The sequence below is a fragment of the Haloarcula rara genome, from assembly GCF_029338235.1.
Taxonomy (GTDB): Archaea; Halobacteriota; Halobacteria; order Halobacteriales; family Haloarculaceae; genus Haloarcula; species Haloarcula rara.
The window spans coordinates 2,678,335-2,695,470 of the sequence record NZ_CP119785.1 but is presented as its reverse complement, the minus strand read 5'-3'; the positions used below and the strand labels follow the sequence as shown (position 1 = coordinate 2,695,470).

Annotated in this window: 16 protein-coding genes and 1 pseudogene; 12 read left to right on the top strand and 5 right to left on the bottom strand. The window is 66.2% G+C overall.

All coding sequences use genetic code 11. The features are described from left to right. Nucleotides 1-828: a proline dehydrogenase family protein gene (locus tag P1K32_RS14370; protein WP_276250391.1), complete on the bottom strand. Its 828-nt coding sequence runs from the start codon at nt 826-828 to the stop codon at nt 1-3. Nucleotides 829-996: 168 nt separating this feature from the next. On the opposite strand from P1K32_RS14370, the gene P1K32_RS14365 reads away from it, so the two are divergent. The 9 genes from P1K32_RS14365 to P1K32_RS14325 all read left to right on the top strand — a co-directional run bounded on the left by P1K32_RS14365 (nt 997) and on the right by P1K32_RS14325 (nt 10,017). Continuing rightward, on the top strand, nt 997-2,220 hold the full coding sequence (locus P1K32_RS14365; RefSeq protein WP_379691209.1) for an ABC transporter substrate-binding protein: 1,224 nt from the start codon (nt 997-999) through the stop codon (nt 2,218-2,220). A gap of 7 nt (nt 2,221-2,227) precedes the next feature. Then, nucleotides 2,228-3,136, top strand: coding sequence for a branched-chain amino acid ABC transporter permease (locus P1K32_RS14360; RefSeq protein WP_276250389.1), 909 nt, complete (start codon nt 2,228-2,230; stop codon nt 3,134-3,136). A 1-nt stretch (nt 3,137) separates the two neighbouring features. Continuing rightward, complete coding sequence (locus P1K32_RS14355) at nt 3,138-4,289, top strand: branched-chain amino acid ABC transporter permease (protein WP_276250388.1); 1,152 nt, start codon at nt 3,138-3,140, stop codon at nt 4,287-4,289. Beyond that, nucleotides 4,286-5,089, top strand: coding sequence for an ABC transporter ATP-binding protein (locus tag P1K32_RS14350; protein WP_276250387.1), 804 nt, complete (start codon nt 4,286-4,288; stop codon nt 5,087-5,089). The genes P1K32_RS14355 and P1K32_RS14350 overlap by 4 nt, the downstream gene beginning before the upstream one ends. A gap of 2 nt (nt 5,090-5,091) precedes the next feature. After that, on the top strand, nt 5,092-5,847 hold the full coding sequence (locus tag P1K32_RS14345) for an ABC transporter ATP-binding protein (protein WP_276250386.1): 756 nt from the start codon (nt 5,092-5,094) through the stop codon (nt 5,845-5,847). 16 nt (nt 5,848-5,863) lie between these two features. After that, complete coding sequence (locus P1K32_RS14340) at nt 5,864-6,814, top strand: DMT family transporter (RefSeq protein WP_276250385.1); 951 nt, start codon at nt 5,864-5,866, stop codon at nt 6,812-6,814. A 16-nt stretch (nt 6,815-6,830) separates the two neighbouring features. Next, nucleotides 6,831-7,727, top strand: coding sequence for a DMT family transporter (locus P1K32_RS14335; RefSeq protein WP_276252196.1), 897 nt, complete (start codon nt 6,831-6,833; stop codon nt 7,725-7,727). Nucleotides 7,728-7,803: 76 nt separating this feature from the next. After that, a complete protein-coding gene (locus tag P1K32_RS14330) occupies nt 7,804-9,579 on the top strand; it encodes a histidine kinase N-terminal 7TM domain-containing protein (protein WP_276250384.1) in 1,776 nt (591 codons plus the stop codon). Nucleotides 9,580-9,732: 153 nt separating this feature from the next. Further along, entirely contained in the window at nt 9,733-10,017 is a 285-nt protein-coding gene (locus tag P1K32_RS14325; protein ID WP_276250383.1) for a DUF7545 family protein, read from the top strand. Here the strand turns inward: P1K32_RS14325 and P1K32_RS14320 are convergent. Both P1K32_RS14320 and P1K32_RS14315 read right to left on the bottom strand, forming a co-directional pair. Further along, nucleotides 10,014-10,688 (bottom strand): 2,5-diamino-6-(ribosylamino)-4(3H)-pyrimidinone 5'-phosphate reductase, encoded by a 675-nt coding sequence (locus P1K32_RS14320; protein ID WP_276250382.1) that lies wholly within the window; start codon nt 10,686-10,688, stop codon nt 10,014-10,016. The two genes, P1K32_RS14325 and P1K32_RS14320, sit on opposite strands and share 4 nt — an antisense overlap. A gap of 49 nt (nt 10,689-10,737) precedes the next feature. After that, nucleotides 10,738-11,196, bottom strand: coding sequence for a hypothetical protein (locus P1K32_RS14315; RefSeq protein ID WP_276250381.1), 459 nt, complete (start codon nt 11,194-11,196; stop codon nt 10,738-10,740). A gap of 485 nt (nt 11,197-11,681) precedes the next feature. On the opposite strand from P1K32_RS14315, the gene P1K32_RS14310 reads away from it, so the two are divergent. Further along, nucleotides 11,682-12,794 carry a glutamate-cysteine ligase family protein gene (locus P1K32_RS14310; RefSeq protein ID WP_276250380.1) on the top strand — a complete coding sequence of 371 codons (1,113 nt, stop codon included), beginning with the start codon at nt 11,682-11,684 and terminating at the stop codon, nt 12,792-12,794. Nucleotides 12,795-12,799: 5 nt separating this feature from the next. Here P1K32_RS14310 and P1K32_RS14305 read toward each other — a convergent pair whose 3' ends face one another. Both P1K32_RS14305 and ilvD read right to left on the bottom strand, forming a co-directional pair. Next, on the bottom strand, nt 12,800-13,042 hold the full coding sequence (locus tag P1K32_RS14305) for a hypothetical protein (RefSeq protein WP_276250379.1): 243 nt from the start codon (nt 13,040-13,042) through the stop codon (nt 12,800-12,802). Nucleotides 13,043-13,378: 336 nt separating this feature from the next. Further along, nucleotides 13,379-15,106 carry a dihydroxy-acid dehydratase gene (ilvD, locus tag P1K32_RS14300; RefSeq protein WP_276250378.1) on the bottom strand — a complete coding sequence of 576 codons (1,728 nt, stop codon included), beginning with the start codon at nt 15,104-15,106 and terminating at the stop codon, nt 13,379-13,381. Between the two features lie 127 nt (nt 15,107-15,233). Here ilvD and P1K32_RS14295 point away from each other — a divergent pair. Together P1K32_RS14295 and P1K32_RS14290 are read left to right on the top strand one after the other, a co-directional pair. After that, nucleotides 15,234-16,204 (top strand): annotated as a pseudogene (locus P1K32_RS14295) (beta-ribofuranosylaminobenzene 5'-phosphate synthase family protein). Between the two features lie 80 nt (nt 16,205-16,284). Next, nucleotides 16,285-17,121 carry an RAD55 family ATPase gene (locus P1K32_RS14290; protein WP_276250377.1) on the top strand — a complete coding sequence of 279 codons (837 nt, stop codon included), beginning with the start codon at nt 16,285-16,287 and terminating at the stop codon, nt 17,119-17,121. Nucleotides 17,122-17,136 lie beyond the last annotated feature (15 nt).

Below are 17,136 nucleotides of genomic sequence, written 5' to 3'. Positions count from 1 at the left end.
TTACGAACTGACGACGGCTCGCAGCGCGAACAGCGCGTTCTGCTTGCGCTCGCGGATACGCCGGTAGAAGTAGGAGAACCACTTGCTCCCGTAGGGGATGTACTGGTACACCTCGTACTCCTCGGCCAGTTCGAACTGGGCGCTCTCGCGTACGCCCGTGAGCATCTGAATCTCGAAGGGGGTCCCGTGTTCCTCGTGGAGCTCTCTGGCGAGGTCTATCATCGCGGGGTCGTGGCTCCCGACGGCGATACCGTCGTCGAAGTGTTCGAACATGTAGGTCAGATACTCCCGGTACATCTCGTCGACTTTCGACTTCTCTTTGTAGGCAATCTCGGCCGGCGGGTCGTAGGCGCCCTTCACGAGTCTGACCTTCCCCGGACAGTCGGCCAGCCGTTCGAGGGTCTCGCCGGTTCGCCTGAGGTTCGCCTGCACGCAGACGCCCACGTTACCGTCCGTCTCGCGAGCGTGGCGCTCGAAGGCGTCGAGGGTCACGTCGACGGTGTCGTGGTCCTCCATATCGACCCAGACGAAGCAGTCGGCGGCGTCGACGATGCGTTCGAGGTTCTCCTCGAAGGCGTGGTCGCCCACTTCGAGCCCTATCTGGCTCGGCTTGACCGAGAGACACCCATCGAGGTCCCGGCGGGCCAGTCCCTCGGCGAGGTCGATGTACGCCTCGGCGTCCGCGTCGGCGTCCGCTCGGTCCTCGTAATGTTCGCCCAGCAGATTGAGGATTCCTTTCACGCCCCGTGCGTTCAGCTCTTCCACGTGGTCCAGCGCTTCCTTCGCGGTCTCACCGGCCACGAAGTTGTTCGCGATAGGGGGTATCATACACGTTCACACGGAGTCTGCCATCCTATATCCGGACCCTACCAAAACTTTCTGACAGGAACGACAAGAAATCAACGGGAGCGGGGCTGAATCACCGTTGAAATCAGATTCGCCCGACCATGGTAGGGGCACCATTGAGGCACATCTATGGTGACCATTGAATCACCCATGCGAAAATATAACACGGGTTCGATAGACCGACGGACGATGCTGAAACTGACCGGCGGTGTCGGAATCGCCGGCCTGGCAGGGTGCAGCGGCTCCGGGGGCGGCGAGGAAGCGTACGAAATCGGGATGGTCGACGCCCAGACGGGGTCGCTTTCGGCCTTCGGCGAACGGAACCAGCGCGGGAAAGACCTCGCCGTCTCGGCGGTCAACGACGTCGGTATCGGCGGCAGCGAGTTACAGGTCACTGTCGAGGACTCCGGCAGCGAGAATCAGGGCGGCATTTCGGCCGCCCAGAAGCTGGTCAACCAGAACGAGGTTCCCTTCCTCATCGGTGCGGTGGGCTCCGGCGTTTCGCTGGCTATCTACGAGAGCGTCATCGAAGGGACGGACGTGGTCCAGCTGAGCCAGAACTCCACGGGCCTCGGGCTGACGGAGTTCCCCGGGCTCTTGCGTATGTCACCGCCCGGGAGCACGCAGGCGACCGCACTCGCCGACATCATCGCTGAGGACGGCTACGACGAGGTGGCAGTCACGTACGTGAACAACGACTACGGGGAGAGTCTGGCCGACGAGTTCCTCGACGCCTGGGACGGCTCCGTCGCCTACGACAACTCCCACGACCAGGAGCAGTCGTCGTACTCTTCGGTCATCTCCGAGATGAACGGCTCCGACGCCGACGCCTGGCTGTTTATCACCTATCAGGCGGAGTTCTCGACGATGGTTGACGAGATTTACTCCAGTGGCTACGAACCGATGATGTACGGCGCCGACTCCGTCTCGGGCGACAACGTCCTCGAGAACACTCCCGAAGGTAGCATGGAAGGCATGAAGATAGTCGTCCCCTCTGCGCGCGAAGAGGAACAGAACTACAAGGACTTCGCCTCCGCCTTCGAGGACGAGTACGACCAGTCACCGTCCTCCTGGGCGGCCTACGCCTACGACTGTGTCGTCAACGCGGCGCTGGCCATCCAGGCCGCGGACTCCTTTACCGGGGCGGCCCTGGGTGACGTGGTCCGCGACGTGACCCGACCAGAGGGCGAAGAGGTAACGACCTTCGAGGCCGCAAGCGAGATTCTCTCTGACGGGGGCGGCCCGAGCGACGTGGACTACCAGGGCGTCAGCGGGCCCATCGACTTCGACGAGAACGGTGACCCGGTCGGTTTCCTGCAGGTTCTCGAGGTGCAGGACCACAGCTACGAGGGCGTCGACTTCATCAGTTCCTGACCGACCGATGGTACTCGACCAACTCGCCAGCGGGCTGGTATACAGCAGCATCATCGTGCTGGGCAGTATCGGCCTGTCGCTGGTGTACAGTATCGCGAACTTCGCGAACTTCGCCCACGGCGACACGATGACCATCGGCGCCTACACGTCGCTGGTCACCTTCGGCGCCATCGGCGGTCTCGGCGGGACAGTCCTCGGCTTGCCGTTCGGATTCTTCGTCGCCTTAGTGGCCGGAATCGCGATGGCCGCACTCGTCGCGGTGGTCACGGAGAAGGTCGTCTACGACGGGATGGACCTGGACTCGATCGGGCTGCTCATCGCCTCTATCGGGCTGGCCTTCATCTACCGCTCGGTCGTCCAGCTCGGCTTTGGCGCGCAGTCCACGCGGTACGGGATCCAGTCGCTTCGCCCCATCGAAGCGCTGGTTCCCTACGGCATCCGGGTCACCCAGCACGACGTGGCAATCGTCGTCTCCGCGGCCGCGCTGGTCACCGGCCTGCACGTCCTCTTGCAGTACAGCGACCTCGGTCGGAAGATGCGCGCGATGGCCGACAACCCGGACCTGGCTCGCGTCAGCGGGATCAGGACCGACCGCATCAAACTGTGGACCTGGGTCATCGGTGCCGGACTCGCCGGTGCCGGCGGCGCGTTCCTCGGGCTGTACAGCCAGCTCACGCCGCGGATGGGCTTCAATCTCCTCTTGCTCATCTTCGCCGCCGTCATCCTCGGCGGTATCGGGTCAGTGTACGGCGCGATGCTCGGCGGGTTCCTCATCGGGATGATAAACCAGCTGACCCCGCTGCTGTCTGACATCGGCATCCCCATCGGCATCGAGTACGCCAACGCGATAGCCTTCGTCATCATGGTGGTCGTGTTGCTGTTCCGGCCGAGCGGTATCGCCGGGGAGGCGAGCTGAGATGTCGCTCGTCGAGGACCCGAAAGGGTACTGGACCGACCTCACCGTCGCCGAGAAGGGGGTCACCGCCGGCGTCGTCCTGTTCGCGGGCGCGCTGCTCGTGAGCCTGCTCACCGGCGGGCTCACCCCGACGTACTTCCTCTATCTCGTCGGCATCGCGGGGATGTACGCGCTGCTCTCGCTCGGGCTGAACTCCCAGTGGGGCTTTTCCGGCCTCATCAACTTCAGTGTCGCCGCGTTCTTCGGTATCGGCGCTTACGGCACCGCGCTGGCCAGCGCGAGCGGTTCGCCGATAGCGGGCGGCCTCCCCCCCGTCGTGGGACTGCTCGCCGCGCTGGCCCTCGCGGCGATACTGGCGCTTTTCATCGGTATCCCGACGCTCCGGCTCCGGGCCGACTACCTCGCTATCGCCTCTATCGGCCTGGCCGAGGTCGTCCGCCTCATCGTCCTCAACCAGGACGACTGGACCAACGGCAGCGCCGGGGTCCGAGGTATCCCGAGTTTCTTCGACGGATGGCCGGTCCTGGGGACGTTCCCGGAGACGATGCCGACGCTCGTCTTCGGCTCCGGCCCCGGTGCTACGGTTCTCAGCACGTCGTTCTGGCAGGCGCTGTCGAACGTCGCGCTGGTGCTCGCGTTCGTCGGCGTGAGCTACCTGGTCCTGCGGCGTGCGCACCGGTCGCCCTGGGGCCGCGTCCTCCGGACGATTCGCTCCGACGAGGACCTCGCCCGCGCGCTGGGCAAGAACACGTACAGCTTCAAGATGCAGTCGTTCGTCCTCGGAAGCCTCATCATGGCGCTTGCGGGCGTCTTCTACGCGCACCTGAACCTCTATGTCAGCCCGGGCGACCTCGACCCCATCACGACGTTCTACGTCTGGGTCGCGGTCATCCTGGGCGGCAGCGGCTCCAACCGCGGCGCGCTTTTCGGCGGGGTCGTCATCGTCGCTATCCAGGAGGGGACACGAGCCCTGCCGCTCGATGCCGCCCCGATTCGCCTCCTGGCTATCGGGGTCATCATCGTCTTGCTGATGCGCTTCCGTCCGCAGGGCGTCTTGCCCCCACAGCGTGAGCTTATCTGGCCAGGGACCGTCGACGAGACGCCCCAGCAACCGGATTCGGGCGTGCGAGAGACCAAGGCAGGTGAAAAATGAGCGAGCAAACCACCGACACGGAGACGGCAGCGACGATGTCGAAAGACGACGTGGTCCTCAGCGTCGACGGCCTCGTCAAGACCTTCGGCGCGCTGGTCGCGACCGACCACGCGACCTTCGAGGTCGAACGGGGCACCATCACGGGGCTCATCGGTCCGAACGGGGCCGGAAAGTCGACGCTCTTTAACCTCATCTCGGGGTTCTACGAGACCGACGAGGGCAGCGTCTCGGTCAACGGGACCGACGTCACGGGCCAGGAGCCCTACGAGATAGCCGACCACGGCCTGATTCGGACCTTCCAGACGCCTCGGAAACTCGAGGGAATGACGGTCCGGGAGGCGATGCTCGTCGGGCCGCGCAACCAGCCCGGTGAGTCGTTCCTGAAGCTGTTTACCGCTCCCGGCGAGGTCGGTGAGGCCGAGTCGAAGAACATGGCCGACGTCGACCGCATCCTGGAGGAGTTCGAAATCGACCATCTGGCCACCCAGCCCGCGACCAAGATATCTGGCGGCCAGATGAAACTGGTCGAGCTGGCCCGTGCGATGCTCTCGGAGCCCGAAATCTTGCTGCTCGACGAGCCCGCCGCCGGGGTGAACCCCACCCTCAGGAACAAACTCGCAGAGCAGATTCGCCGGCTCAACGAGCAGGGAACGACGATGTTGCTCATCGAACACGACATGGAGTTCGTGATGGAACTGGCCGACCCGGTCATCGTCCTCGACCAGGGGTCGGTGCTGATGGAGGGCCGACCCGACGAAGTCCAGAGCGACGACCGCGTCATCGACGCGTACCTCGGATAACCATGACGGGAGACACTACCACGACCCAGGAGACCGCGAGCGCCGAACCGACCGACCACGTCGTCGAACTGTCGGGCGTCGACAGCGGCTACGGCGAAGTACAGGTACTGGACGACTGCTCGCTACATCTCGACGCAGAGGAGATTGTCTGTCTCATCGGCCCCAACGGGGCCGGGAAATCGACCGTCCTCAAGACGGTGTTCGGGATGTTGACCCCCTGGGAGGGGTCGGTCACGTACCACGGCGAGGACATTGGCGGGATGGCGCCCGAAGATATCGTCCGTGAGGGCATCGGCTACGTCCCACAGACGGACAACGTCTTCGGCTCGCTCAGTATCGACGAGAACCTCCGGATGGGCGGGGTCGCCCGCGACAGCGGCCTCGAATCGGTCATGGACACGCTCTACGACCGCTTCCCGCTGCTCGACCAGAAGCGCACGGCGAAAGCGAAGACCCTCTCTGGCGGCCAGCGACAGGTGCTCGCTTTCGCTCGCGCGCTCGTGATGGAGCCCGACGTGTTGCTCATCGACGAGCCGTCGGCGGGGCTGGCCCCCAACACCGCCAAAGACGTCTTCGGCCACGTCGAGGCCGTCAACGACCTGGACACGGCCATCCTGATGGTCGAACAGAACGCCACGGAGGGGCTCGGTATCTCCGACCGCGGCTACGTCCTCGACCAGGGGACCGTCCGCTTTGGCGGCGAGGCCGACTCGCTGCTGGACAACGACGAGGTGTCGAAGCTCTACCTCGGCGGATGACCGGTACTCACTGACCGTGCGGGGGCTCAGACGATACGCCTTCGCTCTCGGCCCGCTCGCCGCGGCCGTGCTGTGGGGCGTGATGTTCGTCGTCAGCAAGTGGAGCTTCGCGCTCGTCCCGCCGGTGACGCTCGGGTTCTTCCGTGTCGCGCTCGGCGCGGCGGCGCTGTGGGTCGGCTTCCGGCTCGTCGGCGACGGAACGGCGACACCCGATCGGGAGGACTGGCCGGCCCTGGTTGGTCTCGGCGGCTGGGTGACCGTCACTATCGTGGCACAGTTTCTCGGCACCGAGCTCACGAACGCGAGCCAGGGCTCGCTACTGACGGTGCTGACGCCGATTTTCGTGGTCCTCCTCTCTGGGGCGCTGCTGGGCGAGCGCGTCACGACGACGAAAGCGCTCGGTATCGCGCTCGCCGCCTTCGGGACCGCCGTCGTCGTCGCCGGCCAGTACGACCTGCGCCGTATCGCCGTCGGGAACGCCGCCGGGGTGGCGCTGCTCGTCGTGGCGAGTTTCGCGTGGGCCGGCTACACCGTCTGGGGCGTGGCGGTCGTCCGGAAGTACTCGGCGCTTTCCGCCGCGACCTACTCGACCATCGCTGCGACCCCGATGCTTGGTGCCCTCGCCGTCGTCGAACTGTGGTATCTGGGTCGCGGTATCGCCACGATACCGCTCGGCTGGCCGTCCCTGCTCTCGGTCGCGTTTCTCGGGTTCGGGTCGACGGCCGCGGCCTGGTACCTCTGGTACAAGGGCCTAGAGTACGTCCCGGCCGGGACCGTCGCCGTCTTCTACTTCCTCCAGCCGGTCGTCGGGACGGGGCTCGCGGCGGCACTGCTCGACGAGCAGGTCGGTGCGTGGTTCGTCGCCGGAAGCCTCACTATCGGCGCCGGCGTCTGGGTCGTCAGTCGCGAACGGGCCGACGAGCCAGCGCGGAAACGACACGGTGACGGGAGTGAACTGCGTGAGTGAACCGGACGGGAGACAGATGCGCGGGGCCGTTGCCTCACTCGACGAGTCGGTACCACCCGGCGTCGGACTCGCCGTCGCCGTCGTCGCCGTCAGCACCGGGGCCATCCTCGTCCGTTTCAGCGAGGCACCCTCGACCGTCGCTGCCTTCTACCGCGTCCTGTTTACGACGCTCCCGCTCGCGGTGGTCGCACTCTGGCGCTACCGGAGCGAATTCGGCCGCATCGGTCGCCGAGACCTGCTGTTTGCGACGCTGTCGGGCGTCGCGCTCGCGGTCCACTTCGCCGCCTGGTTCGAGAGTCTGACCTGGACCAGCGTGGCAGCGAGCGTCACCCTCGTCCAGTCGCAGCCACTCTTTGTCGCGCTGGGGGCGTGGCTCCTGCTCGACGAGCGCCTGGGTCTCCGCATCGTCGGCGGCATCCTCGTCGCCGTCGCCGGCATGGTGGTGATGGCGCTTGGCGACCTGCTGACCGGCGTGCTCGTCGGGCCGGCGCCGCTGTACGGGAACGCCCTCGCGCTGCTGGGCGCGGTGATGGCCGCCGGCTACGTCCTCGCCGGTCGGTCACTGCGCCAGCGCGTCTCGCTGGTCCCCTACGTCGTAGTCGTCTACAGCGTCTGTACCGCCGTCCTGTTCGCCATCGTCCTCGCACAGGGGGCGCCGCTTTCCGGCTATCCGAGCCGGGAGTGGGGCCTCTTTGTCGGTCTCGCGCTCGGCCCCGGTATCTTCGGCCACACGGTCATCAACTGGGCGCTGGCGCACCTCCGGTCGAGCGTCGTTTCGGTCTCACTGCTCGGTGAACCCGTCGGCTCGACCCTGCTGGCCTTCCTCTTGCTGTCGGAGGCCCCGACGCTGTTCACCGTCGGTGGCGGCGTCGCTGTCCTCGTGGGTATCGCGGTGACTGCTACCGACGGATGAGCGGAGGACAGTGGCCCCAGTCGGCCCACCGCGCTGTGAGTACGCTTATTATCCGACGTGCGCAATATCGCCTATCGTGGTGTTCCAGGTTACGCCGCTTCTTGGCGTCAATATACTAATCTTCTGTCTGCTGGTTTCGCTGCTGACCTACGCCGTCTACCGGTATCTGCGACACGACAGGTCGCCCGTGCTGTTCGCGTTCGTCGGGTATCTGTCGACGCTCTCGCTGATGGAACTGAGCGTCATCTTCGTCAAGCTCACGACGGTTCCGGAGCTACTCAAGCTCGGGTATAACTTCTCTAACGCCATCAGCATCCCGCTTGGCATCTACAGCGGCCTCTGGTTCATCCTCGTCTACACCGAGAACGAGGGCTGGGTGAACCGGTGGTTCGTGGCGCTCGCCGCGGTCCACGTGGGCGGACTCACCGCCGTGCTTACCCTCGCCCCCGAGTTCATGTACGACTTCGTCGGCCTCGCGACGCGGGGGCCGGTGTCCGTGCTGGGCATCACCTTCGAGCAGTGGGTGATCCTCGAACGGGACCTGAAGCTGCCGTTCCTGATACACCAGCTGTCTATCTACGCGTCCGCGTTGCTGGGTGCAGCCATCCTCTTTCGATATCTGATCCGACACCGAACTGACCTCCAGGCAGGCCAGACCGGGGCGCTCATCGTCGGGATGGTGACCCCAGCAGCCGTCAACACCCTGCTGTTTCTCGGTATCGTTCCCCCGTCGTGGACCCTCTCTGACTTTGGCTTTCTCGTCACGAGTGTCGCCTTCGCCATCGCCATCTTCCGGTATCGACTGTTCCGGGTCGTCCCCGTCGGCCGACAGCGGCTCATGGAGGCCCTCGAGGACCCGGTAGTCATGCTCGACGAGGACCGGCGCGTCGTCGACACCAACGAGGCTGTACGGGGGCTGGTCGGCATCAGTCGAGGATGGCGACTCATGCCCGTCGCGGAGTTCTTCGCAGCCGTACCCATAGTGCAGAATCGCCTCGGCGATGGACTGGACGGAGAGACAGTGACGATACCGGCGACGGACGACGCCCACGACGGAGACACGGTTCCCGAGCCGGTTCCAGCGAGCGGTCCACAGCACTTCGAGGTGCAGGTGTCCCCGATACGGTCTCCGACGGCCGACCGCGAAGGGGAGCTCCTGATCTTCCGTGACGTGACCGGACAGGTCGAGTACAGCCGACAGTTAGAGCAGCAAAACGAGCGTCTCGAACGGTTCGCCAGCGTCGTCTCACATGACCTCCGCAATCCGCTGATGGTCGCCCAGAGTCGGCTGGCACTGGTGCGTCAGCGCCTCTCCTCAGAACACTTCGAACCGATAGCCCGGAACCTCGACCGAATGGGGGATATAGTCGAGGACATCCTGACGATAGCCCGCGCCGGTGGCGCCGTCGAACCGACCGACCCGGTTGCCCTCGCCGAACTCGCCCGGGCGGCCTGGGGCCACACGGCCATGGGAGAGAGTACGCTGGAACTCGATGACCTGGAAGAGACGACCGTTCTTGCCGACGGCGACCAGTTGTTGCACGTCTTCGAGAACCTCTATCGGAACGCGGCCGACCACAACGACCGGCCCGTGACCGTTCGGGTCGGCACGTTCGAGACTGACGGCCGAGGCACCATCGGACTGTTCGTCGAGGACGACGGCGCCGGCGTTCCGGCAGAGGCGGACGCGGACCTCTTCGAGCACGGCTACACCACCCGCGAGGATGGGACAGGCTTTGGCCTCTCTATCGTCGCCGAAGTCGTCGAGAGCCACGGGTGGTCAGTCCGGGCGACCGACAGCGCGACCGGCGGATTCCGGATCGAAATCACCGGTATCGATCCCGCGCGGTAGCCCCATCTCGTGCCCTCCCGAGTGTGATCCTGCCCCTGACCGGGATTGGGACTCCCGTCGTCGCTACCGATGGGCACGAAGTTGTGTCACAGTGGGGTGTTGCCGGGACCCTGACCCGACAGACCCTTCTGTCCGGTCGGCGAATCGGGGTGCATGGCAAACGACACTGTCACACTCACCATCGAGAGCGACGAGGACGAAGACGAACTGACCGTGCCGACCGAACTGCTCGACCTGCTGCGAGAGAACGACGAGACGGACCCGGCCGTCGTCGGCGACATCGCGATGTTCGGGCTGGCCCAGCGCATCCACGGCGCCGTCCATCACGGCCAGGGCGAGGCCGACCAGGGCATTCAGGACCTCGAAGAGCTCACGCTGGACCTCTTCGAGGAGCGCTTTGGCGCCTCCTTCGCCGAGCTGACCGGTCACGACCACTAACCGTCGCTTTCTTCTACGGCCCAGGTCAGCAACACGCCGTCGTCGACCCGCTCGACGGTCTCCAGGGAGAGTTCCGGGAACGACTCGACGAAGCCGTCGCCGTCGGCCAGCGTCGGCGCGTCCCGGCCGCCAAGCACCTTCGCACCGATGTAGACGCGGAGTTCGTCGACCAGTCCCGCCCCGAAGAGGCTGAAGATGAGCTCGCCGCCACCCTCGACCATCAGCCGCTCGACACCTTCGCCCTCGAGCTTCGCAAGCGCGGTCGTGAGGTCCACGCGGTCCTCGCCGGCCGCCAGGACGTACGCGCCGGCCTCCTCCATCTGTTCGATGAAATCGGTCGGTGCGGCCTCGCTGGTGAGCAGGTACGTCTCGGCGTCGTCGTCCAACACAGTCGCGTCCGGCGGCGTCCGGATACGCGAGTCGGCGACGACGCGAGCCGGGTTTCTCGGTTCGCCCCGGTCGAGTCGCGCGGAGTGTCGGTCGGCGTCCTTGACTGTCAGCGACGGGTCGTCGGCCAGCACCGTCCCGACGCCGACCATGACGGCGTCGCTGTCGGCCCGGAGCTGGTCGACGCGGTCGAAGTCCTCGCGCCCGGAGATGGCCAGCTGTTCGCGCCGGCGAGAGGCGAGCTTCCCGTCCGCGCTCATCGCGGCGTTGACGACGACGTGCATACAGTGGGCGCAGGGGGGTGACCGGAAAACGGGTTTCGGTTCCGTTCGCCTACGCCGTCCCCCGGTCGGGACGGGAGGCCAGTTTCCGGGTGTCGACCGACTTCGTCTCCCCGTCGGCCGTCCGGAGCTTCAGCGTCGCACCGTCGACGACCAGCTCGTCCACGTCCAGTGTCGTCTCGGTCGCCCACCCCTGGAGGCGGAGCAGTCCCGCCTCGTCTATCTCGACGAACGTCCGGGGTTTCTCGACGGCGCCCATGTCCCAGGACTCCCCGCCCAGCGAAACCGCCGTCTGGCCGCCGCGTGTCCGTGCGAAGACACAGACGTGCTGGCGGCGCGGCTCGTCGCCGCGGGCGTGGTCAACGCGTTCCCACTCTTCGTAGTCCGCGCCGAAGTGGGCGGCCCACAGCTCCAGATACTCGAAGTCGAACCGCTTCTTGCCGTCGTTGTCCCGACCGCTCCGCCAGACGACGTGTGCGTCGGAGGGTTTGGACCCAAACAACCCGCCCACGCTATCTCACCCGCCGAGTATCACCGGCTGAAGCCACGGCCAGCGGTCCCCCTGACGCCCGAGAACGCGGACCATCGGCACCAGTAGCTCCCCTCGTCGGTATGCGACCCATACACACGGAATCCCCGGTATCGGATATAAAAACACGGGCTTCCTCAGAGCGGACTGACAGGACGGGTTCCGAACCGCTTCGTAAATTTATCAAGCGTATCTCGGCAAGTACCCGTAGATATTAATGTATTATAGGAATTTTGGGCCATATGTACGCAATATTTTACACAACCTCTGCCATGTGCTAAGATATGCTCATCCTTCACACACCGGACGGCTGAGACGGACCGCTATCCGCTCGGGCCCCGATTACGGTCGGCCGAGCACGAGAACAGTCGCCGAGACATACCCAGCCGGTCGGTCAGTCGCAGGGCCCACCGGCACCGAACGACACCGCACGAGGTGGCCGCGACGCCACCGATACCGCACGCACCGTGTCCGAAACCCAACCTGAACCGATACGACGGAGCATCGAGGTCGAATACTGGGTCATCGACAGCGACGGGCGGCTCACAGAACCGGGTCCGCTCGTCGCTGCCGCTCCGGGCGTCGAACGCGAGTTCGTCGAACCGGTCCTGGAGATAAAGACGACACCGTGTGAGACGACGCCACAGCTCCGGGCCGAACTGTTCGAGCGCATCGGCAAGGTCCTCGCGGTCGCGGACGAACACGGCCTGGGGCTGGTCCCACTCGCGACACCGTTAAACCACGACGAGATAGCGGACCTGCCCAGCGAGCGGACGCGGATACAGCAGGAGATTATCGGCTCGGACTTCGAGTACGTTCGCCACTGTGCGGGTACCCACATCCACGTCGAACAGCTCCCGGGGCGTGCCATCGACCAACTCAACACGCTGGTCGCGTTAGACCCCGCGCTGGCGCTCGTCAACTCCGCGCGTCGGTTCCGCGGCCGGCCACTGGCCGACGGCGCCCGGTCGAAGCTCTACCGATGGATGGCATACGACGGGCTGGCACATCAGGGGCGGCTCTGGCGCTACATCGAGTCCCGAGAGGACTGGGACCGCCGGCTCCAGCGCCGATACGAGGAGTTCGAGCGGGCGGCACTGGAGGCGGGTATCGACCGACAGACGTTCACGTCCTCGTTCGATCCCGAGAGCGCGGTCTGGACGCCCGTCCAGCTCCGCGCCGAGTTCGGGACCGTCGAGTGGCGCTCACCGGACACCGCCCTGCCCAGCAGCGTCGTCGCGCTGGCCGACACCGTGGCCAGGACGGTCGCCCACCTCAGAGACGCCGAGGTCCGCATCGAGGGCGAGACCGGCCGTGTCACCGACGGCCAGATCGTCCTCCCGGAGTTCACCCACGTGCTGGAGTACGTCAACGCCGCCATCCGTGACGGGCTCGCCTCCGAGTCGCTGTGTGGCTATCTCGAACGGATGGGGTTCGACGTCGCGGCCTACGACCCGATCTCCATCAAGCATGACGACCGTGGGATGCTGTCGGTGTCCCAGGCACGGCAGCGCCGGCTCAGATACGCGGAGATGCTCGAACGGGACCTGACGGAGTCACAGTCGATGCGCGCAGACTGACGCCGCTACTCCCGGGTCAGCCGGATGAGCCCCTCCCGCAGCGCCGTCTCGAACCGCTCGTCCAGCGGCATCGACTCCCACTCCTCTGGCAGTTCGTCGGCGGGCAGCGAGGAAAGCGACTCGACCAGCGACTCGTGGAGAAAGCGGCCGTTCTCATGGCACTCGTCACAGGTGCGGATTATCGACCGTATCTGGAAGGGGCGGGTGACGGTCGATTCACAGTGCGAACAGACGTACGTCTCGGTCACTACGCCCCATTACCGTCCCAGCGTACTCCTATGTTGCGCATCCAGCTTTTTTTCGTCGAGTGTCCTCGCGCGCTCTTCGAGCGCGCTGCGGGCACCGCGTGGCGGCTGCGCCGCCACGTCATACGGTTGCGGGCCACCGGCCCGCAACCCCCCTCCTCGAAAAACGTGGGCGAAAAAGCGGGACCTCCCTCCGGTCGGTCCCGAGAAACGGCTCCCTTCGGTCGACGTACACTATCTCACAGCGGCAGAAGGGTATTCCGGACGGAAACTGTTGACCGCGCTCAGTTCCGGAAGACGCCGCGCGTCTTCCGACCCTCGCGAACTCTTCGGGTTCGCTCAATCCCACTTCGCGCCGGGGTTGGTGACCGCGCCGTTGGCCGCGGAGCCGAAGTCGCGGTGGTACTTCGCGAGGACCCCGCTGTCGTAGTGGGGTTCCGGCTCGTGGTCTTCGAGTCGCTCCGCTATCTCCTCGTCGGTGAGGTCGACCGAGAGTTCCAGTTCGTCGATGTCGATAGTGACGGTGTCGCCGTCCTCCAGCGCGGCGATGGGGCCGCCGGCGAAGGCCTCGGGAGCGACGTGGCCGATAGAGAACCCGCGAGTGGCCCCGGAGAACCGACCGTCGGTAAACAGCGCGACGTCCTCGGCGTGGCCCTGGCCGGCGACCGCCGAGGTGACACCGAGCATCTCCCGCATCCCGGGCCCGCCCTGCGGGCCCTCGTTGCGGATGCCGATGACGTCGCCGGACTCGACTTTCCCTTCCTGGACGTACTGCATAGCGCTCTCCTCGTCGTCGAAGATTCGGACCGGGCCCTCGTGGTGGAGGTGGTCCTCGCCGGTGATCTTGATGACCGCGCCGTCGGGGGCGAGGTTGCCGGTGAGGATGCGGATGGCGCCCTGTTCGTTCTTCGGTTCCTCGACGGTGTAGAGGAAGTCGGCGTCGAGGTCCTCGATAGCCGGCGGGTCGATGCGTTCGAGTCCCTCGGCCAGCGTCTCGCCGGTGACCGTCATCGCATCGCCGTGGAGCAGGTCCGCCTCGAGGAGGGCCTTCAGGACGACCGGGATACCGCCGACCTCGAAGAGGTCGTTCATCACGCGGGTGCCGCCCGGCTGGAGGTCGGCGATCTTGGGCGTTCGCTTGCTGATCTCGTTGAACGTCTCGATGTCGAGGTCGATGTCGGCCTCGGCGGCCATCGCCAGCAGGTGCAGGACGGCGTTGGTCGACCCGCCGGTGGCGACCTGGAGCGCGATGGCGTTCTCGAAGGACTCCCGCGTGAGGATGTCCGAGGGTCGCCGGTCGTTCGCGATGGCGTCGATGGCGACGGCGCCAGCCTCCTCGGCGATCTCGTAGCGGTCCTCGTGTTCGGCCGGCGCGCCCGAGGACCCGAGCGGCGCCAGGCCGATAGTCTCGGAGATGGAGGCCATCGTGTTCGCGGTGAACATCCCGCCACAGGAGCCCGCGCCGGGACAGGCGTGGCGTTCCATCTCGTCGAGTTCGTCCTCGCTCATGTCCCCGTCGGCGACGGCGCCCACGCCCTCGAAGACGTTCTGGATGGTGACCTCGCGGCCGTCGTGCTCGCCGGGCATGATAGAGCCACCGTAGCAGAAGACGCTCGGCAGGTCCGTCCGGATAGCGGCCATCATCATGCCGGGCATGTTCTTGTCACAGCCGCCGATGGTGACCAGCCCGTCCATCCGCTCGCCGAAGGAGACGAGTTCGACGGAGTCAGCGATGACCTCACGGGAGATGAGCGAGGCTTTCATCCCCTCCGTCCCCATCGAAATCGCGTCGGAGATGGTGATAGTGCCGAACTCGATGGGCATCCCACCGGCGTCGTCGATTCCCTCGTAGGCCGCGTCGGCCACGTCGTCTAAGTGGACGTTACACGGGGTGATGTCCGCGGCGGGGTTGGCGACGCCGACCATCGGCGAATCGAGGTCCTCGTCGTCGTAGCCCATCGCCCGGAACATCGCGCGATGGGGCGCCTTCTCGACGCCCTCGGTGACTTCGGTGCTCCGCAGGTTCGGGTCCTTGCCCGACCCCTCACGCTCTGCCTGCTTGCTCATACACCGTCGAAGGCTGTGGGGAACCTTAAACAACTTGTACTCGTGGTACCGTCCCACGTCCCGGTCGCGCTGGCGAAACCCTCCGGTGACGGTAGCTTCTTTTCCGCGCCACCGCGACCCTCCGGTAATGGCGACGGTCACGACGGCGGCGAGACTGCACTTTGGCTTCCAGAACCTCTCGCTGGCCCACGAGCGACTCTACGGCGGTGTCGGGCTCGCACTCGACGAGCCACAGCTGATCGTCGAGGCCGAGCCGGCCGACGCGCTGGACTGTGACGACGACGCGGCCGAGCCCTACGCACGGCGGGTGGTAGATGTGCTGGACGTGGCCGGTGCGGAGGTACGGGTCCGCCAGCGCTTCCCGCGCCACGTGGGCCTGGGCAGCGGAACCCAGCTCGCGCTGGCGACACTCATCGCCGTCGCCCGCGCACACGACCTGACCGCCGACGCCCGGACCGTGGCGCGCGGCTGGGGCGGGGCGGGCGCAGCGGCGTCGGCGTCGCGACGTTCGAACAGGGCGGGTTCGTCGTCGACGGCGGCCATCCGACCGAGCGGTTCACCCACGAGCCGCCGGCCGAGGGCGACTGGGACGTTCCACCCGTCGTCGCGAGCCACCACGTCCCCGCAGACTGGCGGTTTCTCCTCGTCGTTCCCGACACCGACCCCGGCCAGAGCGGGAGCGCCGAGGACCGCAGTATGCGCACCGCCATCGAGCGGGCCGACCCCGGCATCGCTGACCAGATATCCGCACTGCTCACCCGCCGGTTGTTGCCCGCCATCGCGACCCGCAGCCGGCGTGAGTTCGGCGGTGCGGCCGCGCGGCTCGGCCGGCTGAACGGCGCGTGGTACGCCGACGAGCAGGGCGGGGTCTACCGGCCGCCCGCGGGCGGCATCGTCGAACACCTCGCGGACGCGCCGACCGTCACCGGCGCGGGCCAGTCCTCGTGGGGACCGACGGTGTGGGGCCTGACCGACACCGACGGGATGGGCGAAGCGAAGGAGGCGGGCTACCACGCGTTGGAGGCGGCTGGCGTCGACGGCGAGGTCCACGTGGCCGCTCCGCGAAACACCGGGGCAACGCTCGACGACGACGAGTGACAGCCCTGGCCGAGGATGCCGATTATCGCCGGCCAGAATCCGGGCCAAGCGTTTAAGCGGTCACAGTAGCGAAAGCGTGTATGGACCGCATCCCCTTCGGTGTCAAGCAGCTCGATTCCATCATCAACGGGGGCGCGCCGACGGGGAGCGTCGTGTTGCTCTCGGGGCAGGCCGGTGCCGGCTCGCGGGAGTTCATGCACACCAGCGCGGTCATCAACGGGATGGCCGAGGAGGACCCCGAACTGTTCGACCTCTACTACGGCGACCCCGCGGAGAAGGCGGTCCTCCCCGAGGCGGTCCATTACCTCTCCTTTACCGCGAGCGAGGGCCAGCTCGCCGACGAGATGCGGCTGGCGATGGACGATGAGGTACTGGACGCCGGACTCGCCGGTGTCCAGTTCCACGACATGTCCGAGCGGTACTTCCACATGAGTCCGGTGCCCAGAGAGTGGTACGCCGACGAAACTCCCAACATCAAGGACCTCAGGGCGCGCCACGAGCGCGAGGACCTGCTGGGCGCCCTGGGGAATCGACTCAGCAACATCGCCCCGAACAACCTCGTCGTCATCGACTCCCTGTCGGACCTGGTGGCGGCGATGGGCGAAGACATCGACTGGGCCGACATCACCTTCCTCGTCTCGGGCATCCAGAAGGCCGCCCACCAGTGGGGCGGGCTCATCCTCCTGCATCTCAACCACGAGACCCTCTCGGCGACGCGGACGGGCCAGCTCTCCGAGGCCGCCCACGGCACCATGGAGTTCTCCTGGGAGTCGGGCGGGTCCACGCGGGCCCGGACGCTCGTCGTCAAGCAGTTCCGCGGCGTCCTCTCCCAGATAGAGGACGAGAACATCGTCCAGTTCGAGACCGAACTCGGCGACGCCGGCTTCGACATCAGCGACGTCCGGAAGATACGCTAGCAGTTCTCAGTCTCG